The sequence below is a fragment of the Kitasatospora sp. NPDC005751 genome, assembly GCF_040630835.1.
Classification (GTDB): Bacteria; Actinomycetota; Actinomycetes; order Streptomycetales; family Streptomycetaceae; genus Kitasatospora.
This window is the reverse complement of sequence record NZ_JBEXYC010000012.1, coordinates 156,156-174,606: the sequence shown is the minus strand read 5'-3', so window position 1 is coordinate 174,606 and position 18,451 is coordinate 156,156. Positions and strand designations below refer to the sequence as shown.

At 74.2% G+C, this 18,451-nt stretch carries 18 protein-coding genes; 11 read left to right on the top strand and 7 right to left on the bottom strand.

Going from position 1 to position 18,451, the window contains the following annotated elements; all coding sequences use genetic code 11:
- Positions 1-166 precede the first annotated feature (166 nt).
- The 3 genes from ABZ497_RS15100 to ABZ497_RS15090 all read left to right on the top strand — a co-directional run bounded on the left by ABZ497_RS15100 (position 167) and on the right by ABZ497_RS15090 (position 1,158).
- Entirely contained in the window at positions 167-406 is a 240-nt protein-coding gene (locus tag ABZ497_RS15100) for a hypothetical protein (RefSeq protein WP_359805272.1), read from the top strand.
- Positions 403-687, top strand: a complete 285-nt coding sequence (locus tag ABZ497_RS15095; protein ID WP_359805271.1) for a hypothetical protein — start codon at positions 403-405, stop codon at positions 685-687. The genes ABZ497_RS15100 and ABZ497_RS15095 overlap by 4 nt, the downstream gene beginning before the upstream one ends.
- Before the next feature lie 102 nt (positions 688-789).
- Positions 790-1,158 (top strand): VOC family protein, encoded by a 369-nt coding sequence (locus ABZ497_RS15090; RefSeq protein ID WP_359805269.1) that lies wholly within the window; start codon positions 790-792, stop codon positions 1,156-1,158.
- 17 nt (positions 1,159-1,175) lie between these two features.
- Here the strand turns inward: ABZ497_RS15090 and ABZ497_RS15085 are convergent, their stop codons facing one another.
- The 3 genes from ABZ497_RS15085 to ABZ497_RS15075 form a co-directional block, all read right to left on the bottom strand.
- A complete protein-coding gene (locus tag ABZ497_RS15085; protein ID WP_359805267.1) occupies positions 1,176-1,790 on the bottom strand; it encodes a potassium channel family protein in 615 nt (204 codons plus the stop codon).
- Between the two features lie 129 nt (positions 1,791-1,919).
- Positions 1,920-2,240 (bottom strand): Sec-independent protein translocase subunit TatA, encoded by a 321-nt coding sequence (gene tatA, locus ABZ497_RS15080; protein ID WP_359805265.1) that lies wholly within the window; start codon positions 2,238-2,240, stop codon positions 1,920-1,922.
- Positions 2,241-2,420: 180 nt separating this feature from the next.
- The gene (locus ABZ497_RS15075) at positions 2,421-2,816 is read right to left on the bottom strand and encodes a DUF202 domain-containing protein (RefSeq protein WP_359805264.1); all 396 of its coding nucleotides are present in this window, start codon (positions 2,814-2,816) and stop codon (positions 2,421-2,423) included.
- 145 nt (positions 2,817-2,961) lie between these two features.
- Here ABZ497_RS15075 and ABZ497_RS15070 point away from each other — a divergent pair, with 145 nt between their 5' ends.
- Positions 2,962-3,819 carry a DUF3626 domain-containing protein gene (locus ABZ497_RS15070; RefSeq protein ID WP_359805262.1) on the top strand — a complete coding sequence of 286 codons (858 nt, stop codon included), beginning with the start codon at positions 2,962-2,964 and terminating at the stop codon, positions 3,817-3,819.
- A gap of 193 nt (positions 3,820-4,012) precedes the next feature.
- On the opposite strand, the gene ABZ497_RS15065 is transcribed toward ABZ497_RS15070, so the two are convergent.
- Positions 4,013-5,584, bottom strand: a complete 1,572-nt coding sequence (locus ABZ497_RS15065) for an MFS transporter (protein WP_359805260.1) — start codon at positions 5,582-5,584, stop codon at positions 4,013-4,015.
- 122 nt (positions 5,585-5,706) lie between these two features.
- On the opposite strand from ABZ497_RS15065, the gene ABZ497_RS15060 reads away from it, so the two are divergent.
- Positions 5,707-6,297: a TetR/AcrR family transcriptional regulator gene (locus ABZ497_RS15060; protein WP_359805258.1), complete on the top strand. Its 591-nt coding sequence runs from the start codon at positions 5,707-5,709 to the stop codon at positions 6,295-6,297.
- A gap of 37 nt (positions 6,298-6,334) precedes the next feature.
- Here the strand turns inward: ABZ497_RS15060 and ABZ497_RS15055 are convergent, their stop codons facing one another.
- Complete coding sequence (locus ABZ497_RS15055; protein ID WP_329488429.1) at positions 6,335-6,652, bottom strand: cupin; 318 nt, start codon at positions 6,650-6,652, stop codon at positions 6,335-6,337.
- A 168-nt stretch (positions 6,653-6,820) separates the two neighbouring features.
- Here ABZ497_RS15055 and ABZ497_RS15050 point away from each other — a divergent pair, with 168 nt between their 5' ends.
- Complete coding sequence (locus tag ABZ497_RS15050; protein ID WP_329488428.1) at positions 6,821-7,099, top strand: hypothetical protein; 279 nt, start codon at positions 6,821-6,823, stop codon at positions 7,097-7,099.
- 283 nt (positions 7,100-7,382) lie between these two features.
- On the opposite strand, the gene ABZ497_RS15045 is transcribed toward ABZ497_RS15050, so the two are convergent.
- Positions 7,383-8,540 carry an acyl-CoA dehydrogenase family protein gene (locus tag ABZ497_RS15045; RefSeq protein ID WP_329488427.1) on the bottom strand — a complete coding sequence of 386 codons (1,158 nt, stop codon included), beginning with the start codon at positions 8,538-8,540 and terminating at the stop codon, positions 7,383-7,385.
- Between the two features lie 320 nt (positions 8,541-8,860).
- Here ABZ497_RS15045 and ABZ497_RS15040 point away from each other — a divergent pair, with 320 nt between their 5' ends.
- Positions 8,861-10,033, top strand: coding sequence for a TetR/AcrR family transcriptional regulator (locus ABZ497_RS15040; protein WP_359805256.1), 1,173 nt, complete (start codon positions 8,861-8,863; stop codon positions 10,031-10,033).
- A 151-nt stretch (positions 10,034-10,184) separates the two neighbouring features.
- Here ABZ497_RS15040 and ABZ497_RS15035 read toward each other — a convergent pair whose 3' ends face one another.
- Positions 10,185-10,505 (bottom strand): hypothetical protein, encoded by a 321-nt coding sequence (locus ABZ497_RS15035; RefSeq protein WP_329488425.1) that lies wholly within the window; start codon positions 10,503-10,505, stop codon positions 10,185-10,187.
- Positions 10,506-10,932: 427 nt separating this feature from the next.
- On the opposite strand from ABZ497_RS15035, the gene ABZ497_RS15030 reads away from it, so the two are divergent.
- The 4 genes from ABZ497_RS15030 to ABZ497_RS15015 all read left to right on the top strand — a co-directional run bounded on the left by ABZ497_RS15030 (position 10,933) and on the right by ABZ497_RS15015 (position 18,363).
- Entirely contained in the window at positions 10,933-12,906 is a 1,974-nt protein-coding gene (locus ABZ497_RS15030) for an ATP-binding protein (protein ID WP_359805254.1), read from the top strand.
- Between the two features lie 226 nt (positions 12,907-13,132).
- The gene (locus ABZ497_RS15025; protein WP_359805252.1) at positions 13,133-15,490 is read left to right on the top strand and encodes a hypothetical protein; all 2,358 of its coding nucleotides are present in this window, start codon (positions 13,133-13,135) and stop codon (positions 15,488-15,490) included.
- Between the two features lie 151 nt (positions 15,491-15,641).
- Positions 15,642-16,295, top strand: a complete 654-nt coding sequence (locus ABZ497_RS15020) for a VTT domain-containing protein (protein ID WP_359805250.1) — start codon at positions 15,642-15,644, stop codon at positions 16,293-16,295.
- A 178-nt stretch (positions 16,296-16,473) separates the two neighbouring features.
- Complete coding sequence (locus tag ABZ497_RS15015; RefSeq protein WP_359805248.1) at positions 16,474-18,363, top strand: threonine/serine exporter family protein; 1,890 nt, start codon at positions 16,474-16,476, stop codon at positions 18,361-18,363.
- Positions 18,364-18,451 lie beyond the last annotated feature (88 nt).

Sequence of the window (18,451 nt, the reverse complement as noted above, 5' to 3'; positions counted from 1 at the left end):
ACCCCCGCCGACCCCTACGCCCTCTCCGGCCGGGGCCTGCACCTCGTCCGCTCCCTCACCCACCGCTTCGGCACCGACCCCCGCAAGCACGGCAAACGCGTCTGGTTCGAACTGGACGCCGCCGCGTGACCACCACCCCCCGACCCGACACCGAGAGGAACCCCCCGTGGGAGTCCTGATCCCGATGACCACCGACGCCATCCACACCGAGCGCACCACCGTCGCCTACCTCACCGTCGAACACACCCCCGACGCCACCGTCCAGCTCCGCCTCGCCGTCGACCTCGACATCCACACCGGCCCCGGCGAACACCTCGCCCTCCCCCTCACCCACGACCAGGCCCACGAACTCCTCCACGACCTCGCCGCCCACCTCGGCCACCGCGTCCTCGGGATCCGCCGATGAGAACCGGCACCGCCAACTTCCTCGTCGGCGCGGCCCTCCTCACCCTCCTCGCCCTCGCCCTCACCACCGTCGCCCTCGGCGTCCTCACCACCCTCAAGGTCAACGACGACCAGCAGCCCACACCACCCCCGATCACCCGCCACGGCCGCTGGGAACTGCGCACCCGCCCCGACGGCACCCACGAATACGCCTGGATCGCCCGCCAGGCCGGCCACTACGGCCCCGAAACCCACCACCGCACCCCACCGAAGAAACCCGCACGCCACGCCCAACCGCACTGACCGGACGCCCGTGCCGGGGTGATGGGCCATCCGCCCGTCGCTCCGGGCGACCCGGGTGGAATTCCCGGTGGCCGGAGCTCGCGACCGGGCAGAATCGGGCCCATGTTGACCATCGGATCCATCGTGTTGGGTGTCGCGGACGTGCGGCGGGCCGTCGACTTCTGGACGGAGGCGCTGGGCTACGCGGCCCGTGACGAGGTCGAGGACCACTGGGCCGTCCTGGAACCCGCCGAGGGGCCGGGCGTGCAACTGGCACTCGGCCTCAGCGGATCGCCCCTCCAGGAGCACCCCCGCGTCCACCTCGACCTGTACACGGCGGACGCCGCCGAGCAGGCGGCCGAGATCGAGCGGCTGCTCGCCCTCGGAGCCAGCTCGGTCGACTGGGACAGCTACCCCGAGGACCCGGACTTCGTCGTCCTCGCAGATCCCGACGGCAACCGGTTCTGCGTGATCGACACCACTCACGGCTGACGGCCGGTCGGGCTCCGTCAGTCGCCCCGCTCGTCGTGTTCGTCCTGCTCCTCCGCCCGGTGACGGCGGCGGGGGAGGCCGTGCCGGTGCTCCCCGCCCTGCGCCCGGGGGAGCCGGCTCTCCAACCCGGTGCGGAGCCGCTGCGTCAGTGTCCCGGCGGCGGTCGCGAGGAAGACGAAGTTGTAGACGATCTGCAGGATCACCACCAGCCGGGGCCCCTGCCCGGCCGCCGTGATGTCGCCGTAGCCGACGGTGGCCATCGTGACGACGGTGAAGTAGAGCGCGTCGAGCCGGGTGTGCAGGCCGTCGAACTCGCCCACCGAGGCGGCCAGCACGTAGTACGTGCCCGCGAAGACGTTCATCGACAGGCAGATCAGCACGACCAGCCACAGCCCCGGCCGTCGGCCCGTCCCGCGCAGCAGGTCGAGGACCCGGCCCAGCAGCAGGCCGCTCAGCAGGGTCAGGACACCGGCGAACACGAGCCAGCTGAGGACCGGGCGGCGTTCGCCGAAGTAGCGCAGCGGCAGCGTGAAGTACGCGAGCATCAGAACGGCGAACGAGCCGAGCAGCAGGAACCAGGCCCGCACGTCGACGCGGTGCTCCTGGGCGAGGGGGGTCGGGGTCGCGGACATCCCGCTCAGCCTGTCGCAGTGCCACCGGTCCCGCTCGCCGGGCTGCTCCGAACGGACCGGCCGGCCAGGGCGGGGCCCGGACACGACGAAGCCCCCACCGTTGCCGGTGGGGGCTCGGTCGGAGAAACCTCAGGCGGTGGTCGTGGCCCGGGGGGTCTCGGTGGCCTTGGTCACGTTGGTCGGCGCGACCACCTGCGGGGCCACCGGCTGCTGCGGCGCGGTCTGCGCCTGCGGAGCAGCGGTGCTCTGCGCCGTACCCGGCGCGGGGGCGGCAGCGGCGTCCGCGGCCGGAGCCTCGTCCTCGCGCAGCGCCTTGGTCTCCGCCTTCAGGATGCGCATCGACTTGCCGAGGCCACGGGCCATCTCCGGCAGCTTCTTCGATCCGAACAGCAGGATTACGACAGCCAGCACCACCAGGAGGTGCCAGGGCTCAAGACCGTTCCGCAGCATCCCCGGCCACCGGTCCCTTCTTGTCTAGAGTCACGGGTGGGCAAAGCGCCCGACCTGGCCAGTATGCATGGCCGCGGAGGCGAACGTATACACCGGTCGGGAAACGCTGGTCAAAAACCAGGTGTTGACCAGGCGGATGGCGATTAGTCGCAGGCCGCGCGGTGAATTCCGGCCACCGGGTCAATTGCCGTATCCGATGATGAGGCCGCAGAACACCGCCGCCACCAGCGCCACCCCGACCGACAGCACCAGCAGGACCCGGGTGCCCGGCAGCGGCGCCCCGGCGCGGATCGCCGCCTCGACCCGGATCCACCGCCGGTACGCGGTGGCACCGAGCACCGCCCCGCCGAGGGCGCAGATCACGGCCAGGGCGATCCGCAGCGGCGCGGGGGCGACGTCGGGGGTCAGCTGGTCGACGGCGATGCCGCCCGCGAGCAGGCCGAGTGCCGTCCGGATCCAGGCCAGGAAGGTCCGCTCGTTGGCCAGCGAGAACCGGTAGTCCGGCTCGCCACCGCCCGGCGACCGCGCGCCGTCCGCCTCCGGCCCCGGCCCCGGCCCCGGCCCCGCCTCCGGCATCGGTCCTCCCGCCGCTCTCCCGAGTGTTCCCGTCGAACCCCAGGCTGCCCTGGCGCGCCCGGCCCCGCAGCTCAGGGCCGGGCGGGCCGCCCGGCCGGCGGGAACTCGGGTGCGGAGGGCGGCCGGCCTCGGCCAGACTGCCGCGATGAGCATCGACACGGCCGGCCCCGCGACCCCCAGCCCCGCCCAGGAACGAGCCCTGCGGCACGTCACGGCGCTCGCCACCGGCGGCCCGCTCGCCGCCGGACTGCGCATCACCCTCAACTTCCACCCCGACCGCGCCGACGGCGGCCGGGACGTCCTGGAGGCGCTCGCCCAGGACGGCGTCTACCGCTCCCAGTTCGTCACCGGTACCGGCAACGGCGGGCTGACCGCCCACCCCGGCGGTGACCGCTGGCGCTGGGAGAGCCGGATCTTCGGCGGCGCCTACGACGAGGCCCCGGCCGAGGAGCGCCCGGTGTACGGGGCGCTGGACTACCGGCGCAAGCCCGTCGGCGCGGCGCCGCGCTTCGGCTCGGCCCATCTCCGGCTCGCCCCGCACGCCCTCGCCCGGGCCACCTTCTGCTACCCGGACAGCTACCTCGACCCGTCCGACTTCGGCACCGCCGACCGGATGGCCCTGATCGCCCTCGCCGAGGCCGACGACGCGGACGAGCTGGACGACTACATCGAGGCCCAGGTGCACGGGCCGGTCCGGCTCGACAGGGACGTGGAGGCGGTGGTGCTGGACCCGAGCTACCGGGGCACCGCGGTCGAGGAGCGGGCCCGCCGGCTGCCGTGCCCGCTCGCCTGGCACCCCGGCCTGCGGCTGTCGACCGAGGAGCTGAGCCGCCACCCCGACTACCGGGGAGCCGAGTTCGTCGCCCTCGGCCTCGCGATCGCCGAGGACGGGCTGCTCGACCCGCGCGTCATCGGTGACGCCGTCCGCACCGGCCGGCACGATCCGCAGGCCCTCAAGCGGGTCTGGCACTACCTGGCGCGCTTCGGCTCACCCGTCGAGTAGCCGGTCGGCCTGCGCTCCCCGTGACGTCGACCGCGTGACGTCAGCTCCCGGTGACGCGGCCCCGGTGGGGTCGGCGTCCCGACGGGCCGGCAGGTAGCCCCCGCCGGGTGGCCGCTTACGGGCGAGAGCCCCCGCCCGGGGGCGGGGGCTCTTGATGACGCGCGGGGGCGGATGCTCCGGTCAGCTTCTTCGCTCAGACGGTGGCGGGCTCGGCGCCCTTTCGGTCGACACCCTCGGTGTCGTCCGTGGCCGGCCGGGCGGGGAGGTGGGACATCAGGCGGTAGGCGAGGAGGGCGGCGCCGACCGCGAAGACCAGGCCGACCAGGGCGGCCACGTGCAGGCCGTCGGTGAAGGCGGCCCGGGCGGTGTCGAGCAGCTCGGTGCCGAGGCGGCCGGGCAGCCGGGCGGCGACGGTGACCGCGCCACCGAGGGTGTCCTGGGCGGTGCGGGCGGCCTCGCCGTCGATCCCGGCGGGGAGGGCGCCGTCCAGCCGAGACCGGTAGACCGCGGCGCCGGCCGCACCGAGCAGGGCGATGCCGAGCGAGCTGCCGAGTTCGACCGCCGTCTCGGAGGTGGCGGAGGCGGTGCCGGCCCGCTCGATCGGTGCGGCGGAGACGACCATCTCGGCGGTGAGCGTCATGGTGCCGACGGTGCCGGCGGCCAGGACCCCCGCCGCGGTGAGGATGAGGGCGAGCGGCGAGTCGGCGCCGACCTGGGTCATCATCGCGAAGCCGGCCGCGCCGATCAGGAAGCCGCCGGCCATCAGCACCGCCGGCCGGACCTTCCCGGCGAGCGCCGCGCCCAGCCCGACCGCCGCACCGACGCCGACGCTGGGGACGAGCGACCAGAGCGAGGCCGTCAGCGGGCTCATGCCCTTGACCAGCTGCAGGTACTGCGAGGTGAAGAGGGTGAAGCCCATCATCGCGAACATCGCGACCATGTTGACGCTGATCGCCCCGGTGAAGGCGCGGATCCTGAACAGGCTCAGGTCGAGCAGCGGGGCGGCGGCGGTGCGCTGGCGGAGGACGAAGAGGGCGGCGAAGACCAGCCCGACCGGGACGGCCGCGGCGGCGAGCGGGCTCCAGCCGTCCACCGCGAGGGTCTTGACGCCGTAGACCAGCGGCAGGATCGAGGCCAGCGAGAGGCCGGCGCCGAGCAGGTCGAAGCCGCCCTGCTGCGGGGAGCGGTACTCGGGCAGCAGGAAGGGGGCCACGACCAGCAGCAGGGCCATCACGGGGACGGCGACCAGGAAGACCGAACCCCACCAGAAGTGGGCCAGCAGGAACCCGCCGACGACCGGGCCGAGCGTGGCCCCGGTGGTGAGGACGCCGCCCCAGGCGCCGAGGGCGAGCTGCCGCTGCTTGGGGTCGTGGAACATGTTCCGGATCAGCGCGAGGGTCGAGGGCATCACGGTCGCCCCGGCGGCGCCGAGCACGGCGCGGGCGGCGATCAGCTGGCCCGCGCCGTCGGCGTAGGCGGCCAGGACCGAGGCCCCGATGAAGCCGGCGGCGCCGATCATCAGCAGCCGGCGCCGGCCGATCCGGTCGCCCAGCGAGCCCATCGTGATCAGCAGCCCGGCCAGCAGGAACGAGTACATGTCCATGATCCAGAGCTGCTGGGTGCCGCTCGGCGCCAGCGTGGTGGAGATGTACGGGACGGCGAAGAAGAGCACGCCCATGTCCATGGTCAGGACGAGCGTGGGGAGCAGGAGGACGGCCAGGCCGATCCATTCGCGACGGCCTGCGCGGCCGGTGGTTGCGGTCATGGGGAAGACGGTACGGGCGTGTCAGACGCTTGTCTAGTACAGATGTCTAAATCGCCTGTCTCAGTCTTCCGTGTGAGACGAACGTGCAAGACATCTGTCCAGACAGGCCGTAGCATCGGGCCATGGGAAATCGTGAGGACCTGCTGGCCGGCGCCAAGCGCTGTCTGTACGAGAAGGGCTACGGGCGGACCACCGCCCGGGACGTCGCCACCGCCTCCGGCGTCAGCCTGGCGGCGATCGGCTACCACTTCGGCTCGAAGGAGGCGCTGCTCAACACGGCGCTGATCGAGGCGACGGGGGAGTGGGGCGTCGCACTGGGCGCCGTGGTGGCGCACGCGAACGAACTCGCGGACGGGCCGGAGGAACGGTTCGTCGCGGTCTGGGACGGGGTGAAGGAGACCTTCGTCGAGCACCGCGGCCTCTGGGCGGCGCAGTTCGAGGCGATGGTGCAGACCGACCGGGCACCCGAGCTGGCGGCGGCGCTCACCGCGGCGCAGAAGGGCGGGCGGCTCGGGCTCGCGGCCCTGTTCCAGGGCCTCGCCGAGGTGCCGGACACCGAGGACGAACTGGCCCGCGGGATGTTCTACCAGGCGCTGCTGGTCGGCCTGGCCGCCCAGTGGCTGGCCGCGCCCGAGATGGCGCCGACCGGGCGGGACTTCCTGCGCGGCCTCCAGCTGGTCGCCCCCTCCGTGCTCGGCGCGGCCGCGCCGTAGGCCGCCGTGGGCCGCCGTGGGCCGCGTCGCCCGGCGGCTACGCCGTGACCGCCGTCAGCAGCACCACCGAGTCGACGTGGGCCAGCAGCCCGTGCCGGTCCTGCGGGATCGGGTGCAGCTGGCCCGCCGACAGCTCCTGCAGATGCCCGGCGACGGTGAGCGAGACCCGGCCGCGCAGCACCTGGATGCTCGCGGCGGCGGGGGCGTTGTGCTCGTCCAGCGACGTCCCGGCGGTCAGCGCGATCACGGTCTGCCGCAGCACGCCGTCGTGCACCACGAGGTGGGCGCTGCGCCCGTGCGGGCTCTCGGTGGCTTTGGCCGCGTGCTCCACGGCGAGCTGTTCGAGATCGACCATGGGTGTCCTCCTGGGCCTGCCTGCCGGGTCCGTCGGCGGGTCCGTCGCCGGGCCCGCCTGCCGGGCCGTTCGCGGCGGCCCTGGGGCCAGCGTCGCGGACGGGCCCGGCTCCCGCACCCCGGAGCGGCTCGGCGTGCGGGGATCGCCGACTGCGCCCATGGTGGACGCATGGCGACCAATGACAGTTTCCTCAGTGGCTTCCAGGTCAACCGTTCGCTGCTGGCCGGCGGAGCGGTTCTCACGGGCATCGGCGCGGTGCTCGGCGCGGCCGGTGCGGCCATGGTGTGCGCGGCGCTGGCCACGGCCGGGCGTACGTGGATCAGGCGGTTGGAGACCCCGCCGACGGCGGTCGCGACGGCCGTCGCGCAGCGGGCGCTGCGCGAGGCGAAGGTGGCCTCGGCGGCCGGCTGGGAGGCCTGGCGCGCCGAGCACAGCTCGCCCAACTGAGCGGCCCGGGCGCGGTCCGCGTGCCGTCCCGCTGCCCGCCGGGCCGCCCCGCCGCCCTCTCCACCGTCCCGCCGCGCCGCCCGGCTTCACCCGGGCGGCGCAACCGTCGTGACCGCGCGGGCGGGGGGAGCGCCGGCGGGCCGCCATGGGGGTGCGGCCCGCCGGCTTTCCCGGCTGTGCCGGCCCGGTGGGTGCGGCCGGCCCGGCTCCCGTTGCGGGGGTCCTCGCCGCCGGGCGCTCGCCGCCGGTGCCCCGCCGCAGGGTCCTCGCTACAGGGTCCTCGCTACAGGCCGAGCGACTTCGCGACGATGCTGCGCATGACCTCGCTGGTGCCGCCGTAGATCCGGAACACCCGGTTGTCGGTGTAGAGGCGGGCGATCGGGTACTCCAGGATGTAGCCGTAACCACCGTGCAGCTGGAGGCACTTGTCGATCACGCCGGAGGCCGACTCGGTGCAGAACAGCTTGGTCGCCGCCGCGTCCGCGACCGTCAGCTCGCCGCTCTGGTAGAGCTCCAGCGCGCGGTCGACCATCGACTGCTGGGCGACCACCTGGGCCTCGCAGTCGGCCAGCGTGAACTTGGTGTTCTGGAACTCGGCCACCGCCTTGCCGAACACCTTGCGGTCCTTGACGTACTGGACCGCGAACCGCACCGCCGCCGCGGAGGCCGCGTAGGCGCCGACCGCGATCGCCAGCCGCTCCTGGACCAGGTTGTGGGTCAGGTAGGAGAAGGCCTTGCCCTCCTCGCCGAGCAGGTTCTCCACCGGCACCTTGACGTCGCTGAAGGCCAGCTCGGCGGTGTCGGAGGTGCGCAGACCGATCTTCTGCAGCTTGCGGCCCACGGTGTAGCCCGCGGAGGCCGTGTCCACGCAGAGGATGGAGAGGCCGGCCCGGCGGTTCTCCGGGTCGTACGGCGCGGTCCGGCAGATCACCAGGACGAGGTCGGCGAGCACGCCGCCGGTGATGAAGGTCTTGGCGCCGTTGAGGACGTAGTGGGTGCCGTCCTCGGAGAGCCGGGCCGTGGTGGTGATGCCCGCGAGGTCGGAGCCGGCGCCCGGCTCGGTCATCGCGATGGCGGTCATGATGTCGCCGGAGACGAAACCGGGCAGCCAGCGCTGCTTCTGCTCCTCGTCGGCGTACTCCAGCAGGTACGGCAGCACCAGGCCGGTGTGCACGCCCGAGGAGCCGAAGCTGACGCCCGCCCGGGCGGTCTCCTCGGCCACCACGGCCTGGTACTTGAAGCCGCTCTCGCCCGCGCCGCCGTACTCCTCGGGGACCTCGATGCCGAAGACGCCGAGCGCGCCGAGCTGGCGGTAGAAGTCGCGCGGCGGGTGGCCCTCGGCCTCCCAGCCCTCGTAGACGGGCACCACCTCGTTGGCGATGAAGTCCCGGATGGTCTCCCGGAAGGCCTCGTGGTCCTCGGTGAACACGGTGCGGCGCACGACGGCGCTCCCTTCGGTGGTGCCAGGCGGTGCGGGCCGGCACGGGCGGCTGCGGGCCGGTGGACAGCTGATCGCCCCACAAGTTAATCCCGGGTAGCTTCGACTTGTCCAGGGTCGGCGCGGCGGTGTCCGTACCGTGACCGAGCCCGCTGTGACCGGCCCCGGCCCCCCACAAGTGAATCCTTGCTAGCCTACGGTCGGCGGGTGGCGCCCGTAGTCCGCTCCGACCGCGGTGCGGGGCCGCGGCGCCGCAGACCTCGTGGACCGGCATCCGGGCGAGGTGCCCGGCATACGGGCTGGCGAGGGCGAGGAGCGACGTCATGGTGGTACGACGGCCGCCCGCGCGATCCCGGCAGGCGCAGATCCTCGCCGTGGCCGCCGAGCGCTTCCACCGCAGCGGTTACCACCAGGTCTCCATGACGGAGGTCGCCGCCGGGGTCGGCATCACCGCGCCGGCCCTCTACCGGCACTTCCGGGGCAAGCCCGAACTGCTGGACCGCACTCTCCGGTTGGGGCTGGACGAGCTGTCCGGCGGACTGCGCGCGGCTTCGACCACGGCTGACGTCGGCGCCGCGCTGGCCGCCGTCGCGGTCGGGCACCGGCCGCTCGGCACGCTGGTGCAGCGGGACGCCCGGTTGCTGCCGCCGGTCCGACGGGCCGGACTGCGCCGCGAGCTGCGCGCGGACGTCGCGCTGATGGCCGGGGTGCTCCGGGCGGAGCGCCCGGAACTCGGGAGCGCCGACGCCGAGTTGCTCTGCTGGTCGGCGCTCTCCGCCGGAGCCGGCCTCTCCTACCAGTCGGCCGTGCCGCAACCGCGCCGGGCCGAGCGGCTGGTGCGCGAGCTGGTGGCGGCGATCCTGGCGGTGCCGCTGGGCGACACCTCGCCCGACCCGCGGGACTACTGCCCGGCGGCCGCGCCGGTGTCCCGGGCGCAGTCCCGCCGGGAGGAACTGCTCGCGGCGGCGGTGCGGTTGTTCCACCAGCGCGGGTTCGACAACGTCAGCACCGACGAACTCGGCGCCGCGGTCGGCATTTCGGGGCCCAGCGTGTACCGGCACTTCGAGAGCAAGGCCCAGCTGCTGGCCGCCTCACTGGTGCGCAGCAGGGAACGGCTCTGGCACGAGGTCGAGGGCGCGATCGCCGTCGCCGACGGGCCCGGGCCGGCCCTGGAGGCCGCGCTGGCCGCCTACGTGGGCTTCGCCCGGCGCAACAGCGACTACCTGGGCGCGATGCTGAGCGAGACCGAGCGGCTGGCCGCGTCGGACCGGCGGGCCGCGGTGGACTTCCGCCGGGACTTCCTGCGGACCTGGGTCGAACTGCTCTGCCAGGTCCGCCCCGAGTACGACGCGGCCCAGGCCAGGATCCGGGTGCACGCGCTGTTCGCCCTGGTCAACGACGGGGTGCGGAACCGCCCGTACTGTGAATGGCCGGACCTCGGGGACTGCCTGCGGCGGCTCGGCCGGGCCGTCCTGGGCCTCCCCGGGCCCGCATAGCGACGGCCGGGTGCCCGCCCCCGAGGATGGTGGGGGCAGGCACCCGGCCGGCGTCGCGACCCGGTGGATCCGGTCGGGGCCGCGAGCGCACTGGTGCTCGGTCCGGGTCTCGCCGCCGCCGGAGCGGAAGCGGCGGCGAGGAGGGCCGGGACTAGAAGAAGATGTGCGGGTGCACGTCGGCGGCGAGGTTGCCGTTGCCCTGGAGGGCGCCGACGTTGCCGGCGTTGCCGGCGACCGCGAGGCCGTTGTTCTGGTTGCCGGCGCCGGAGCCGGTGGCCGTCTGCTGGGTGCTGACCAGGTTGCCGGTCACGTTGCCGATCACGTTGCCGGAGCCGTTGTTGTTCACGACGCTGCTGTTGGAGTGGTCGTTGGCACCGGCGCCGTTGTCGGCGTACGCCGTGGCGGACCCGAGACCGACCAGGAGGAAGGCCCCGAGGGCGGTGACGGCGGCGGCTGCGCGGATACGGGACACGCTGATCTCCCTGAGAGAGTGCGAAAAAGTGGCGCGTCCGGGGTGGCCGCCCCGCAGCGCCGGTTCCTGACGTCGCACGACCAGCATTCACCAGCACCTGGGCGAACTCCACCGAATGGGTGGCAATTCGCCCGATGGTGTCATGAAGACGACGAACCGGGAGGGGTGGGAGGAGCCGCGCGCGGTCACGCGGAGAGCGGCAAGTTCCCTCGAAGGAGGGCGGATTGGGTCCACCGGACGGCGGCTTCGACGGGACTGCACTGTCAATGCCAGGTTGACCGGTCCTCCGGTGTCAGCCCGGTGTCAGGCCCTCTCAGGCCGAGTCCCGGTCGACCCCGGACCGAGTCCCGGTCGATCCCGAACCGATTCCGGGCCGGCCTCAGAAAGAAATGGTCGCCGGATAGTCGCACTGGCACACTGAGGACCCATGTCTGATGGTCTCCCGCCCGACCCCGTGCCCACCGAGGATCTGCGTACGACCGAGGTCGATCTCGGCGGACTGGTGAACGTCCTCGCCACCCACCTCTACTCCACCCCGCTGGTGGCCCTGCGCGAACTCGTCCAGAACGCGCACGACTCGCACACCCGGCGGCTCCTGGAGGACCCGGACGGCGGCCACCGCCCGCTGATCCGGGTACGCGCCGACGCCGTCCGGCGCACCGTCGGCATCGAGGACACCGGCGCGGGCCTCACCGAGCCGGAGATCCACGCCTACCTGGCCACCGTCGGCACCGGCTACACCCGGATGCTGCGCGAACTCACCGGTAACCAGGAGCTCATCGGCGCCTTCGGGCTCGGCTTCCTCTCCGCCTTCTCGGTGGCCGACGAGGTCACCGTCACCACCACCTCGCACCGCGAGCCGCTGCTCGGCCACCGCTACCGCAGCTTCGGCGGCGAGCAGTACAGCGTCGAGCGGGTGCCCGCCCGGCCGGCCCCCGGCACCCTGGTCGAGCTCGCGCTGAAGACCGAGCACGCCCACCTCGCCGACGAGAACGCGCTGCGCGAGGTGCTCGGCCGGTACTGCGTCCTGCTGCCGATCCCGGTCTACGTCGGCGACGACGAACAACCCGTCAACGCCGTCCCGGTGCCCTGGCGCCAGGCGGTCGACGGCGACCCGTACGCGGCCCGGATGCGGTTCGCCGGCGCCTTCGGCCGCCGCTTCGAACCGCTCACCGCCTTCCCCGTGCAGCCCGTCGAAGGCGGCAGCGACGCGGTCGGCCTGCTCTGGGTCCAGGACGGCGGCACCTACGGCAGCAGCGACAACCGCGACCTCGCCGTCTACCTGCGCGGCATGCTGCTCGCCGAGGACGCCCGCGACCTGCTGCCCAGCTGGGCCGGGTTCATCGGCGGTGTGGTCGAGTCCAGCCGGCTCACCCCCACCGCCAGCCGCGAGGACCTCCAGCGCGACGAGCACTACCGGGCGCTCCAGCAGGCCCTCACCGACGCCGTGGTGGAGGGCCTCTACGAGACCGCCCGGCTGCGCCCCGCCGTCTGGCGCCGCATCCTCGCCCGGCACGGCCAGGACCTGCTCGGCGCCGCGCTCTGCGACGACCGGCTCTTCACCCTGCTCGCCGACGACGTCCCGGTGCCCACCTCACAGGGCGACCTGACGGCCGGTGCGCTGCGGGCCGCCGGCGGCGGCGCGGTGCACGTCGCGCTCGGCAGCGGCGGCGGCTTCGAGGAGATGCTGTACCGGGCGATGCAGGTGCCGATCGCGCGCGGCGACCGCTACGCGGTACTGCCCTTCCTGCGCCGCTACGCCGCACTGCGCGACTGCCGGATCGTCGAACTCGGCAGTGAGAACGGGAACCGTGAGCTGTTCCGCGACCCGGAGCGGCCGCTGCCGGCCGAGGAGACCGCCTGGCTGACCGGCGCCCTGGCCGACCCCGGCGAGCAACTCGTCCCGGCCCGGTTCGACCCGCCGGGCCTGCCGCTCGTCCTCGTCCCGGACCGCGAGGCCGAGCTGAAGGCGCGGATCGAGGACGACCAGGCGGACGCCCGGATCCCGTCCGCCGCACTGCGTCTGGCCCGGGCCTTCACCGCGCGGTCCGGCGGCGAGGTGAAGGCCCGGCTCTACCTCAACCTGGCCTGCCCGGCCGTCCAGGACCTGCTCACCGCCTACCGCGGCGGGCACACCGGCAGCGCGACCGCGGCGGGGCTGCTCCGCTCGCTCAAGGTGATCATGGCGGCGGCCTCGGCCGGGTCCGCCGGGTCCGCCGCGTCCGCCGGCTCGGGCTCGGGCGGTGGCGACCTGGGCGGCGCGCTGGCGGGCATCGGGACGGCGGTCTCCGCGCTGACCGCCGCCGTGCCGGCCGGGCTGGGCACGGTGCCGGACAGCCCCGGCGAGCTCGGGGAACCGGGCGGACCCGGTGACCCGGGGGGCCTTCGCGACCGGGGCTGAACGGCGCGGCCCCCGAGGCCCGCCCGGGGGTCATGCCCCGCACCGGCCGTCCAGGGCCCGACCGTCCGGGACCTGCCCGTTCGGGTCCCGGTCGGCCGGAACCTGTTCGGCCGGGACCCGCCCATCCGGGACCCGCCCGTCCGGGACCGTCGGACGGATTGTCAGAGGTGGTCAGCACACTGTCCACCAGCACAGCGCACCACCCGCAGGGGGAGACGCAAGCAGTATGAGCACCGACATCTGGGCCTGGGTGCACGACACCCACCAGCAGCTGGCCGAGGCCGGCCACCGGCGGCTGGCCGACGCCATCTACGAACTCCCCGGCCACGCCAACGAGGGGCGCAACGACCAGCTCGACGCCGTCTACCCGGAGGCGGTCGCCGCCGCCCGGGCGCTCGGCCTGCCCTGGGTCGAGGTCTACCTGCGGCACTGGCGGATGCAGAACCTGCTGAACAAGCGCCACCAGGGCGAGCAGGCGCTGCCCGAGGCGGTCGACCTGCTGGAGTTCGCGCACCGCGAGGAGACGGCGGGCTGCCCGCAGTCCGTCTGCGTGGTGCAGGACTTCGCGATCTGCCACGCCCGGGTCGACGGTCCCGGCTACGTGCCCGAGCGGCTCGCCGTGCTGAGCGAGACGCTGGAGCGGATCGAGCCCGCCCGGGCCTGCTTCGACTGCCTCTCCCGGGAGTACTCGGACGCCCTGGAGGACGACGGTCGGCCGGCCGAGGCGCTCAGTCACCTCGACACCGCCGCCGCCCGGATGCAGTCCGCCGGCCAGCGGCTCTCGCTGCACTTCCACCACTCCCGGGCCGGCACCCTGCACCTGCTCGGCCGGCACGAGGACGTACTGGCCCTGCTCGACACCGCCGAGCAGGCCGAGCGCGGCCGGGGTCGTGAGATCGACGAGAGCGACCGGCGCTGGGGCGCCGTGCTGCGCGCCCGCGCGCTCGCCTCGCTCGGCCGCACCGACGAGGCGCTGGCCCTGCTGCCGAGCCTGGCGGACGCCGAGCGCCACGCCGACATCCGGGCCGCCTGGACGGCGACGGTCGAGCTGCTGGTCGCCGCCGGCGCCCGCGAGAACGACGCCGAGCTCGGCGCCGCGCTGGCCGGCTGGGTCGGGTACCTGGACGGCACCGGTTCGCACCGCCCCTGCGTCGACCTGCTGCTGGCCGCCGGCCGGCTGGCCGTCGCACGCGGCGCCCGGACGATCGCGCTCACCCTGGCGGCCTTCGGCGAACGGAAGCTGACCCGGCTGCGCCGCACCGACGGCGTCGCCGAGCAGGTCGCCCGGCTGCGCGCGGACGCCGAGGCGCTGCCCGTGCCGGAGCTGCCCGTCCCGGCGGCCGAGCTGTCCGCGTACCTCGGGGAGGCGCAGGTGCCCTACGAGGCCGGCGCCGACCTGCTCGCCGCCGCCCTGGACGAGTACCGGGGCGAGCCGGCCGGCGCCACCGGGCTGGCGCTCGACCTGGCCGCGGTGCTGGGCGGCCTCGGCCACTCCCGGGCCGCCGCGGACCTGCTCTGGGACCGGCTGGACGCCGACCCGGCGAGTGAGGGCCTGACCGCGATGCTCGGCAGCGCCCTGATCGACGCCGGGGACGACGAGGGCATCCGTCGGCTCGCCGACCGGATCACCGGGACCAACCCGTCCGGCGGCCACTGGATCCGGGCGCGCTGGGCCGCCGCCGAGAGCCGCTGGGCCGACGTGGTGGAGCAGTGCGAGGCGATCCTGGCCCTGCACCCGGACCGGATCAACACCCGCCGGCTGGCCGCCGCCGCGGCCACCGAGCTGGGCGACCACGCGGCCGCGCAGCGGTACTACCAGGAACTGCTGGAGCACGCGCTGCCCGCCGAGGGCACTCCGGACGAGCAGCGGCACCGCACCGTCCAGGAGCCCGACCTCTGGCACCTGATCACCGCGGCCACCGTCAACCGGGACTGGGCGACGGTCCGCTCGACCGGCGCGCTGATAGGCATGGAGTTCGACGAGGCCGAGGGCCCGGTCGACGAGGAGTGGCACATCGTCACCGTCCGGGCCACCCGGACCAACGGCGCGACCGCGGACCTCCCGGCCGTCCGCACCGGCCCGGCCACCGCCCGCATCCTGCCGGTGCTCGGTGACGACCTCACGCTCAACCACGGCGACGTGGTGGTCTTCGCCCCGGCCCTGCTGGAGGAGCCGCCCGGCGAGGACACTCCGGAGGAGGAGCGGCGCCGCCACCGCCCGGTGTTCGGACTGCTGGCACTGCTCGACCCGGCCGGCTACACCACCTACTGGATCGACGGCGGCTGGCCCGGCGACGAGGCCTGGGCCCGGCTGCGCGAGGAGCTCGGACAGGCCGGGTACGCGGTCTGGGCCTACAGCGGGGAGCAGTACAGCGTCACCGACCCGACCGACGAGGACGAGGTCCTGCCCGGGATCTACGCCGCCGTCGGGGTGCCGCCCACCGAGCGGGCCACCGACGCCGACGCGCTGCTGCGCCGCCTCACCGCGGCCTGGCCGCACCCGCCCGCCTGGCTCGACCTGGCCCGGGCGGCGGGCACGGACACCGCCCGGCACGAGGAGATCATCGAGCGCTACGGGCTGTAGCGGGCCGCTGGTAGCGGGCCCGGGTTTCGACCCCGAGTAGCCGCCCCGAGGAGTGCCCCCGGTGCGGGGCAGGGACTCCCGGATCAAGAGGCTCTTGGCAAATGCTTTACTGTTTCATTGCCAAGACTCGACCTCCAGGAGTGCCTGCCCCGTGACCAGCCTCGCCCTCGGCCCGTCCTGGCTCGATCCGACCACCCTGATCTCCACCTTCGGGCCGCTCGGCATCCTCGCCATCGTCTTCGCCGAGTCCGGTCTGCTGATCGGTTTCTTCCTGCCCGGCGACTCCCTGCTCTTCACCACCGGCCTGCTGATCGCCGACGGCACCTACCTGCACCTGCCGCTCTGGCTGATGTGCCTGCTGATCGTGGCCGCGGCCGTGGCCGGCGACCAGGTCGGCTACCTCTTCGGCCGCAAGGTCGGACCGGGCCTCTTCCGGCGGCCCGACTCCCGGGTCTTCAAGCAGGAGAACGTGGAGAAGGCGGCCGCCTTCTTCGACCGGCACGGCCCCAAGGCGATCGTGCTGGCCCGCTTCGTGCCGATCGTGCGGACCTTCACCCCGATCGTCGCCGGGGTGAGCAGGATGAACTACCGCACGTTCGTCGTCTACAACGTCATCGGCGGTGTGCTCTGGGGTGCCGGCGTCACGGTGCTCGGCTACTTCCTCGGCCAGATCCCCTTCGTCCGGGAGCACATCGAGGCGATCCTGGTCGGCATCGTGCTGGTCTCGGTGGTGCCGGTGGCGGTCGAACTGCTGCGGGCCCGCCGGTCCGGCCGGTCCGTCCCCGCCCGCCACCGCGCCGGGTAGGCACCCGCGCGGGCGGCCGCCCGCCGCGACGTACATGTGCGTCCGGCAGTTCGATCAGGCAAGGTGTAACCCGTGATCGAACGGCGCCGGGCCGACCCGGCGCCATCAGGGGCGGCAAGGAGCGGAAGTGCCTAAGCGGGGCCGACCGGGCGGAGGCAAGCGGGCCAGGGGCGGCAGGGTGGCCCGTCAGGCGCGACAGACACGCCCGGGGCCGGAGCCGCGTCCGCTCCACCCCTCCGAGGCCCCGCCCACCGAGGGCCTGCTCGGCCACCCCGCCCCGACCGTCGAACCCGCCACCGTGATCCCGCTGGTCACGCCGGTCCGGGAGACCAAGGGCCTGCTGAACCCGGAGCCGGCCGCCGAGCCCTCGGAGCCGGAGCTCGCGGAGGCGGAGCTCTTGGAGGCCGAGCTCTTGGAGGCGGAGCCCCAGCCGGGGCCGGTCGGTGCGGCGGGCGCGGTCGTCGCCGAGGGCGTCGTCGCTGGTGCCGCCGCGGCCGCTGGGGTCGCCGGGGGGCTGGACACCGACACCGTGCCCGGCAGCCGTCGGCGCTCGGTCGCCGAGGACACCCTCACCCCCGAGGAGTGGCGGGCCGCCGGCTACACCCCGCCCGACGGCATCGCCATCCCCACCCTGACGGCGGGCGCGCCCGGCGAGGCGCCCTGGCCGGACCGGATGCGCACCCTGCTGCGCACCCCGATGTCCGAGCGCCCGGCCTTCGAGCGGACCCCCCGTGAGCTGCACCCCTCCGCCGGCCGGAGCGTCCCGCGCATCCTCGACCTGACCCTGCGCATCGGCGAACTGCTGCTCGCCAGCGGCGAGGCCGCCGAGGACGTCGAGGCGGCCATGCTCGGCATCGCCCACGCCTACCGGCTGGACCACTGCGAGCCGCAGGTCACCTTCACCCTGATCGGGATCTCGCACCAGCCCTCGCTGGTCGAACCGCCGGTCACCGCGGACCGGGTGGTGCGCCGCCGCACCTCGGACTACACCCGGCTGAACGCGGTGTACGAGCTGGTCGCCGACATCACCGCCGAGACGGTCTCGGTCAACGACGCGTACCGCCGCCTCGCGCTGATCCGCCGCAACCGGCACCCGTACCCGACCTGGCTGCTCGCGCTGAACACCGGACTGCTGGCCGGCGCGGCGACCTTCCTGGTCGGCGGCCGGATCGACGACAAGGCCTGGCTGGTGTTCGCCAGCGCGTTCATCGCGGCCGTCCTCGGCGACCGGCTGGCCTCACTGATCGCCCGGCGCGGGCTGCCGGAGTTCTACCAGTTCGTGCTGGCCGCGATGCCGGCCGCGGCCTCCGGCATCATCCTCTCGTTCAACACCTTGGGCCTGCGCGGTTCGGTGGTGATCACCGGCGGGCTGTTCGCCCTGCTGCCCGGCCGCGCCCTGGTGGCCGCCGTCCAGGACGGCCTGACCGGTTTCTACATCACCGCCGCCGCCCGGCTGCTCGAAGTGATCTACCTGGTGTCGGGCATCGTCATCGGCGTGATGCTGATCCTCTACCTGGGGGTCGGGTTCGACCCCCAGCTCAAACCGGACGAGAGCCTGGCCGGGGCGAACTACCCACCGGTCCAGATGATCGCCGCCCTGGTGCTCACGCTGGCCTTCGCGATGCTGCTGCAGACCGACCGCCGCTCGCTCGCGCTGGTCACCCTGAACAGCGGCATCGGCTGGGCCAGCTACGGCGTGCTGGTCTACAACGCCGGGGTCTCCCCGATCGCCGCCACCGGAGTGGCGGCGGGCCTGGTCGGCCTCTTCGGCCAGCTGATGGCCCGTTACCGCAACGGCTCGGCGCTGCCCTACGTGACCGCCGCGATCGGCCCGCTGATGCCCGGTTCGGCGCTCTACCTCGGGATGCTCTCGTTCACCCAGGGGCACGCCAGCGCCGGTCTGGTGCAGATCACCCGGGCCGCCGCGATCGCCCTGGCGCTGGCGATCGGGGTGAACCTCGGGGGTGAGATCGCCCGGCTCTTCATGAAGCTCCCGGCCGGCGCCGAGCGGCCGGAACCGTACCTCGCCGCCCCCCGCCGGGCGGCCAAGCGCACCCGCGGCTTCTGACCGCCCGCACCGACGCGCACCCCGGCCTCCGGGCCCCGGGCCCCGGCCCCCGGCGCCGCGTCGGTGCGGGTGGTGGGCTCGTTGGGCC

What these genes read in the sequence shown, in the direction of transcription:
- ABZ497_RS15095 (WP_359805271.1), top strand. Translation starts at nt 403, where the DNA reads ATGAGAACCGGCACCGCCAACTTCCTCGTCGGCGCGGCCCTCCTCACC.
- ABZ497_RS15090 (WP_359805269.1), top strand. Translation starts at nt 790, where the DNA reads ATGTTGACCATCGGATCCATCGTGTTGGGTGTCGCGGACGTGCGGCGG.
- ABZ497_RS15085 (WP_359805267.1), bottom strand. Translation starts at nt 1,790, where the DNA reads ATGTCCGCGACCCCGACCCCCCTCGCCCAGGAGCACCGCGTCGACGTG.
- tatA (WP_359805265.1), bottom strand. Translation starts at nt 2,240, where the DNA reads ATGCTGCGGAACGGTCTTGAGCCCTGGCACCTCCTGGTGGTGCTGGCT.
- ABZ497_RS15075 (WP_359805264.1), bottom strand. Translation starts at nt 2,816, where the DNA reads ATGCCGGAGGCGGGGCCGGGGCCGGGGCCGGGGCCGGAGGCGGACGGC.
- ABZ497_RS15070 (WP_359805262.1), top strand. Translation starts at nt 2,962, where the DNA reads ATGAGCATCGACACGGCCGGCCCCGCGACCCCCAGCCCCGCCCAGGAA.
- ABZ497_RS15065 (WP_359805260.1), bottom strand. Translation starts at nt 5,584, where the DNA reads ATGACCGCAACCACCGGCCGCGCAGGCCGTCGCGAATGGATCGGCCTG.
- ABZ497_RS15060 (WP_359805258.1), top strand. Translation starts at nt 5,707, where the DNA reads ATGGGAAATCGTGAGGACCTGCTGGCCGGCGCCAAGCGCTGTCTGTAC.
- ABZ497_RS15055 (WP_329488429.1), bottom strand. Translation starts at nt 6,652, where the DNA reads ATGGTCGATCTCGAACAGCTCGCCGTGGAGCACGCGGCCAAAGCCACC.
- ABZ497_RS15050 (WP_329488428.1), top strand. Translation starts at nt 6,821, where the DNA reads ATGGCGACCAATGACAGTTTCCTCAGTGGCTTCCAGGTCAACCGTTCG.
- ABZ497_RS15040 (WP_359805256.1), top strand. Translation starts at nt 8,861, where the DNA reads ATGGTGGTACGACGGCCGCCCGCGCGATCCCGGCAGGCGCAGATCCTC.
- ABZ497_RS15030 (WP_359805254.1), top strand. Translation starts at nt 10,933, where the DNA reads ATGTCTGATGGTCTCCCGCCCGACCCCGTGCCCACCGAGGATCTGCGT.
- ABZ497_RS15025 (WP_359805252.1), top strand. Translation starts at nt 13,133, where the DNA reads ATGAGCACCGACATCTGGGCCTGGGTGCACGACACCCACCAGCAGCTG.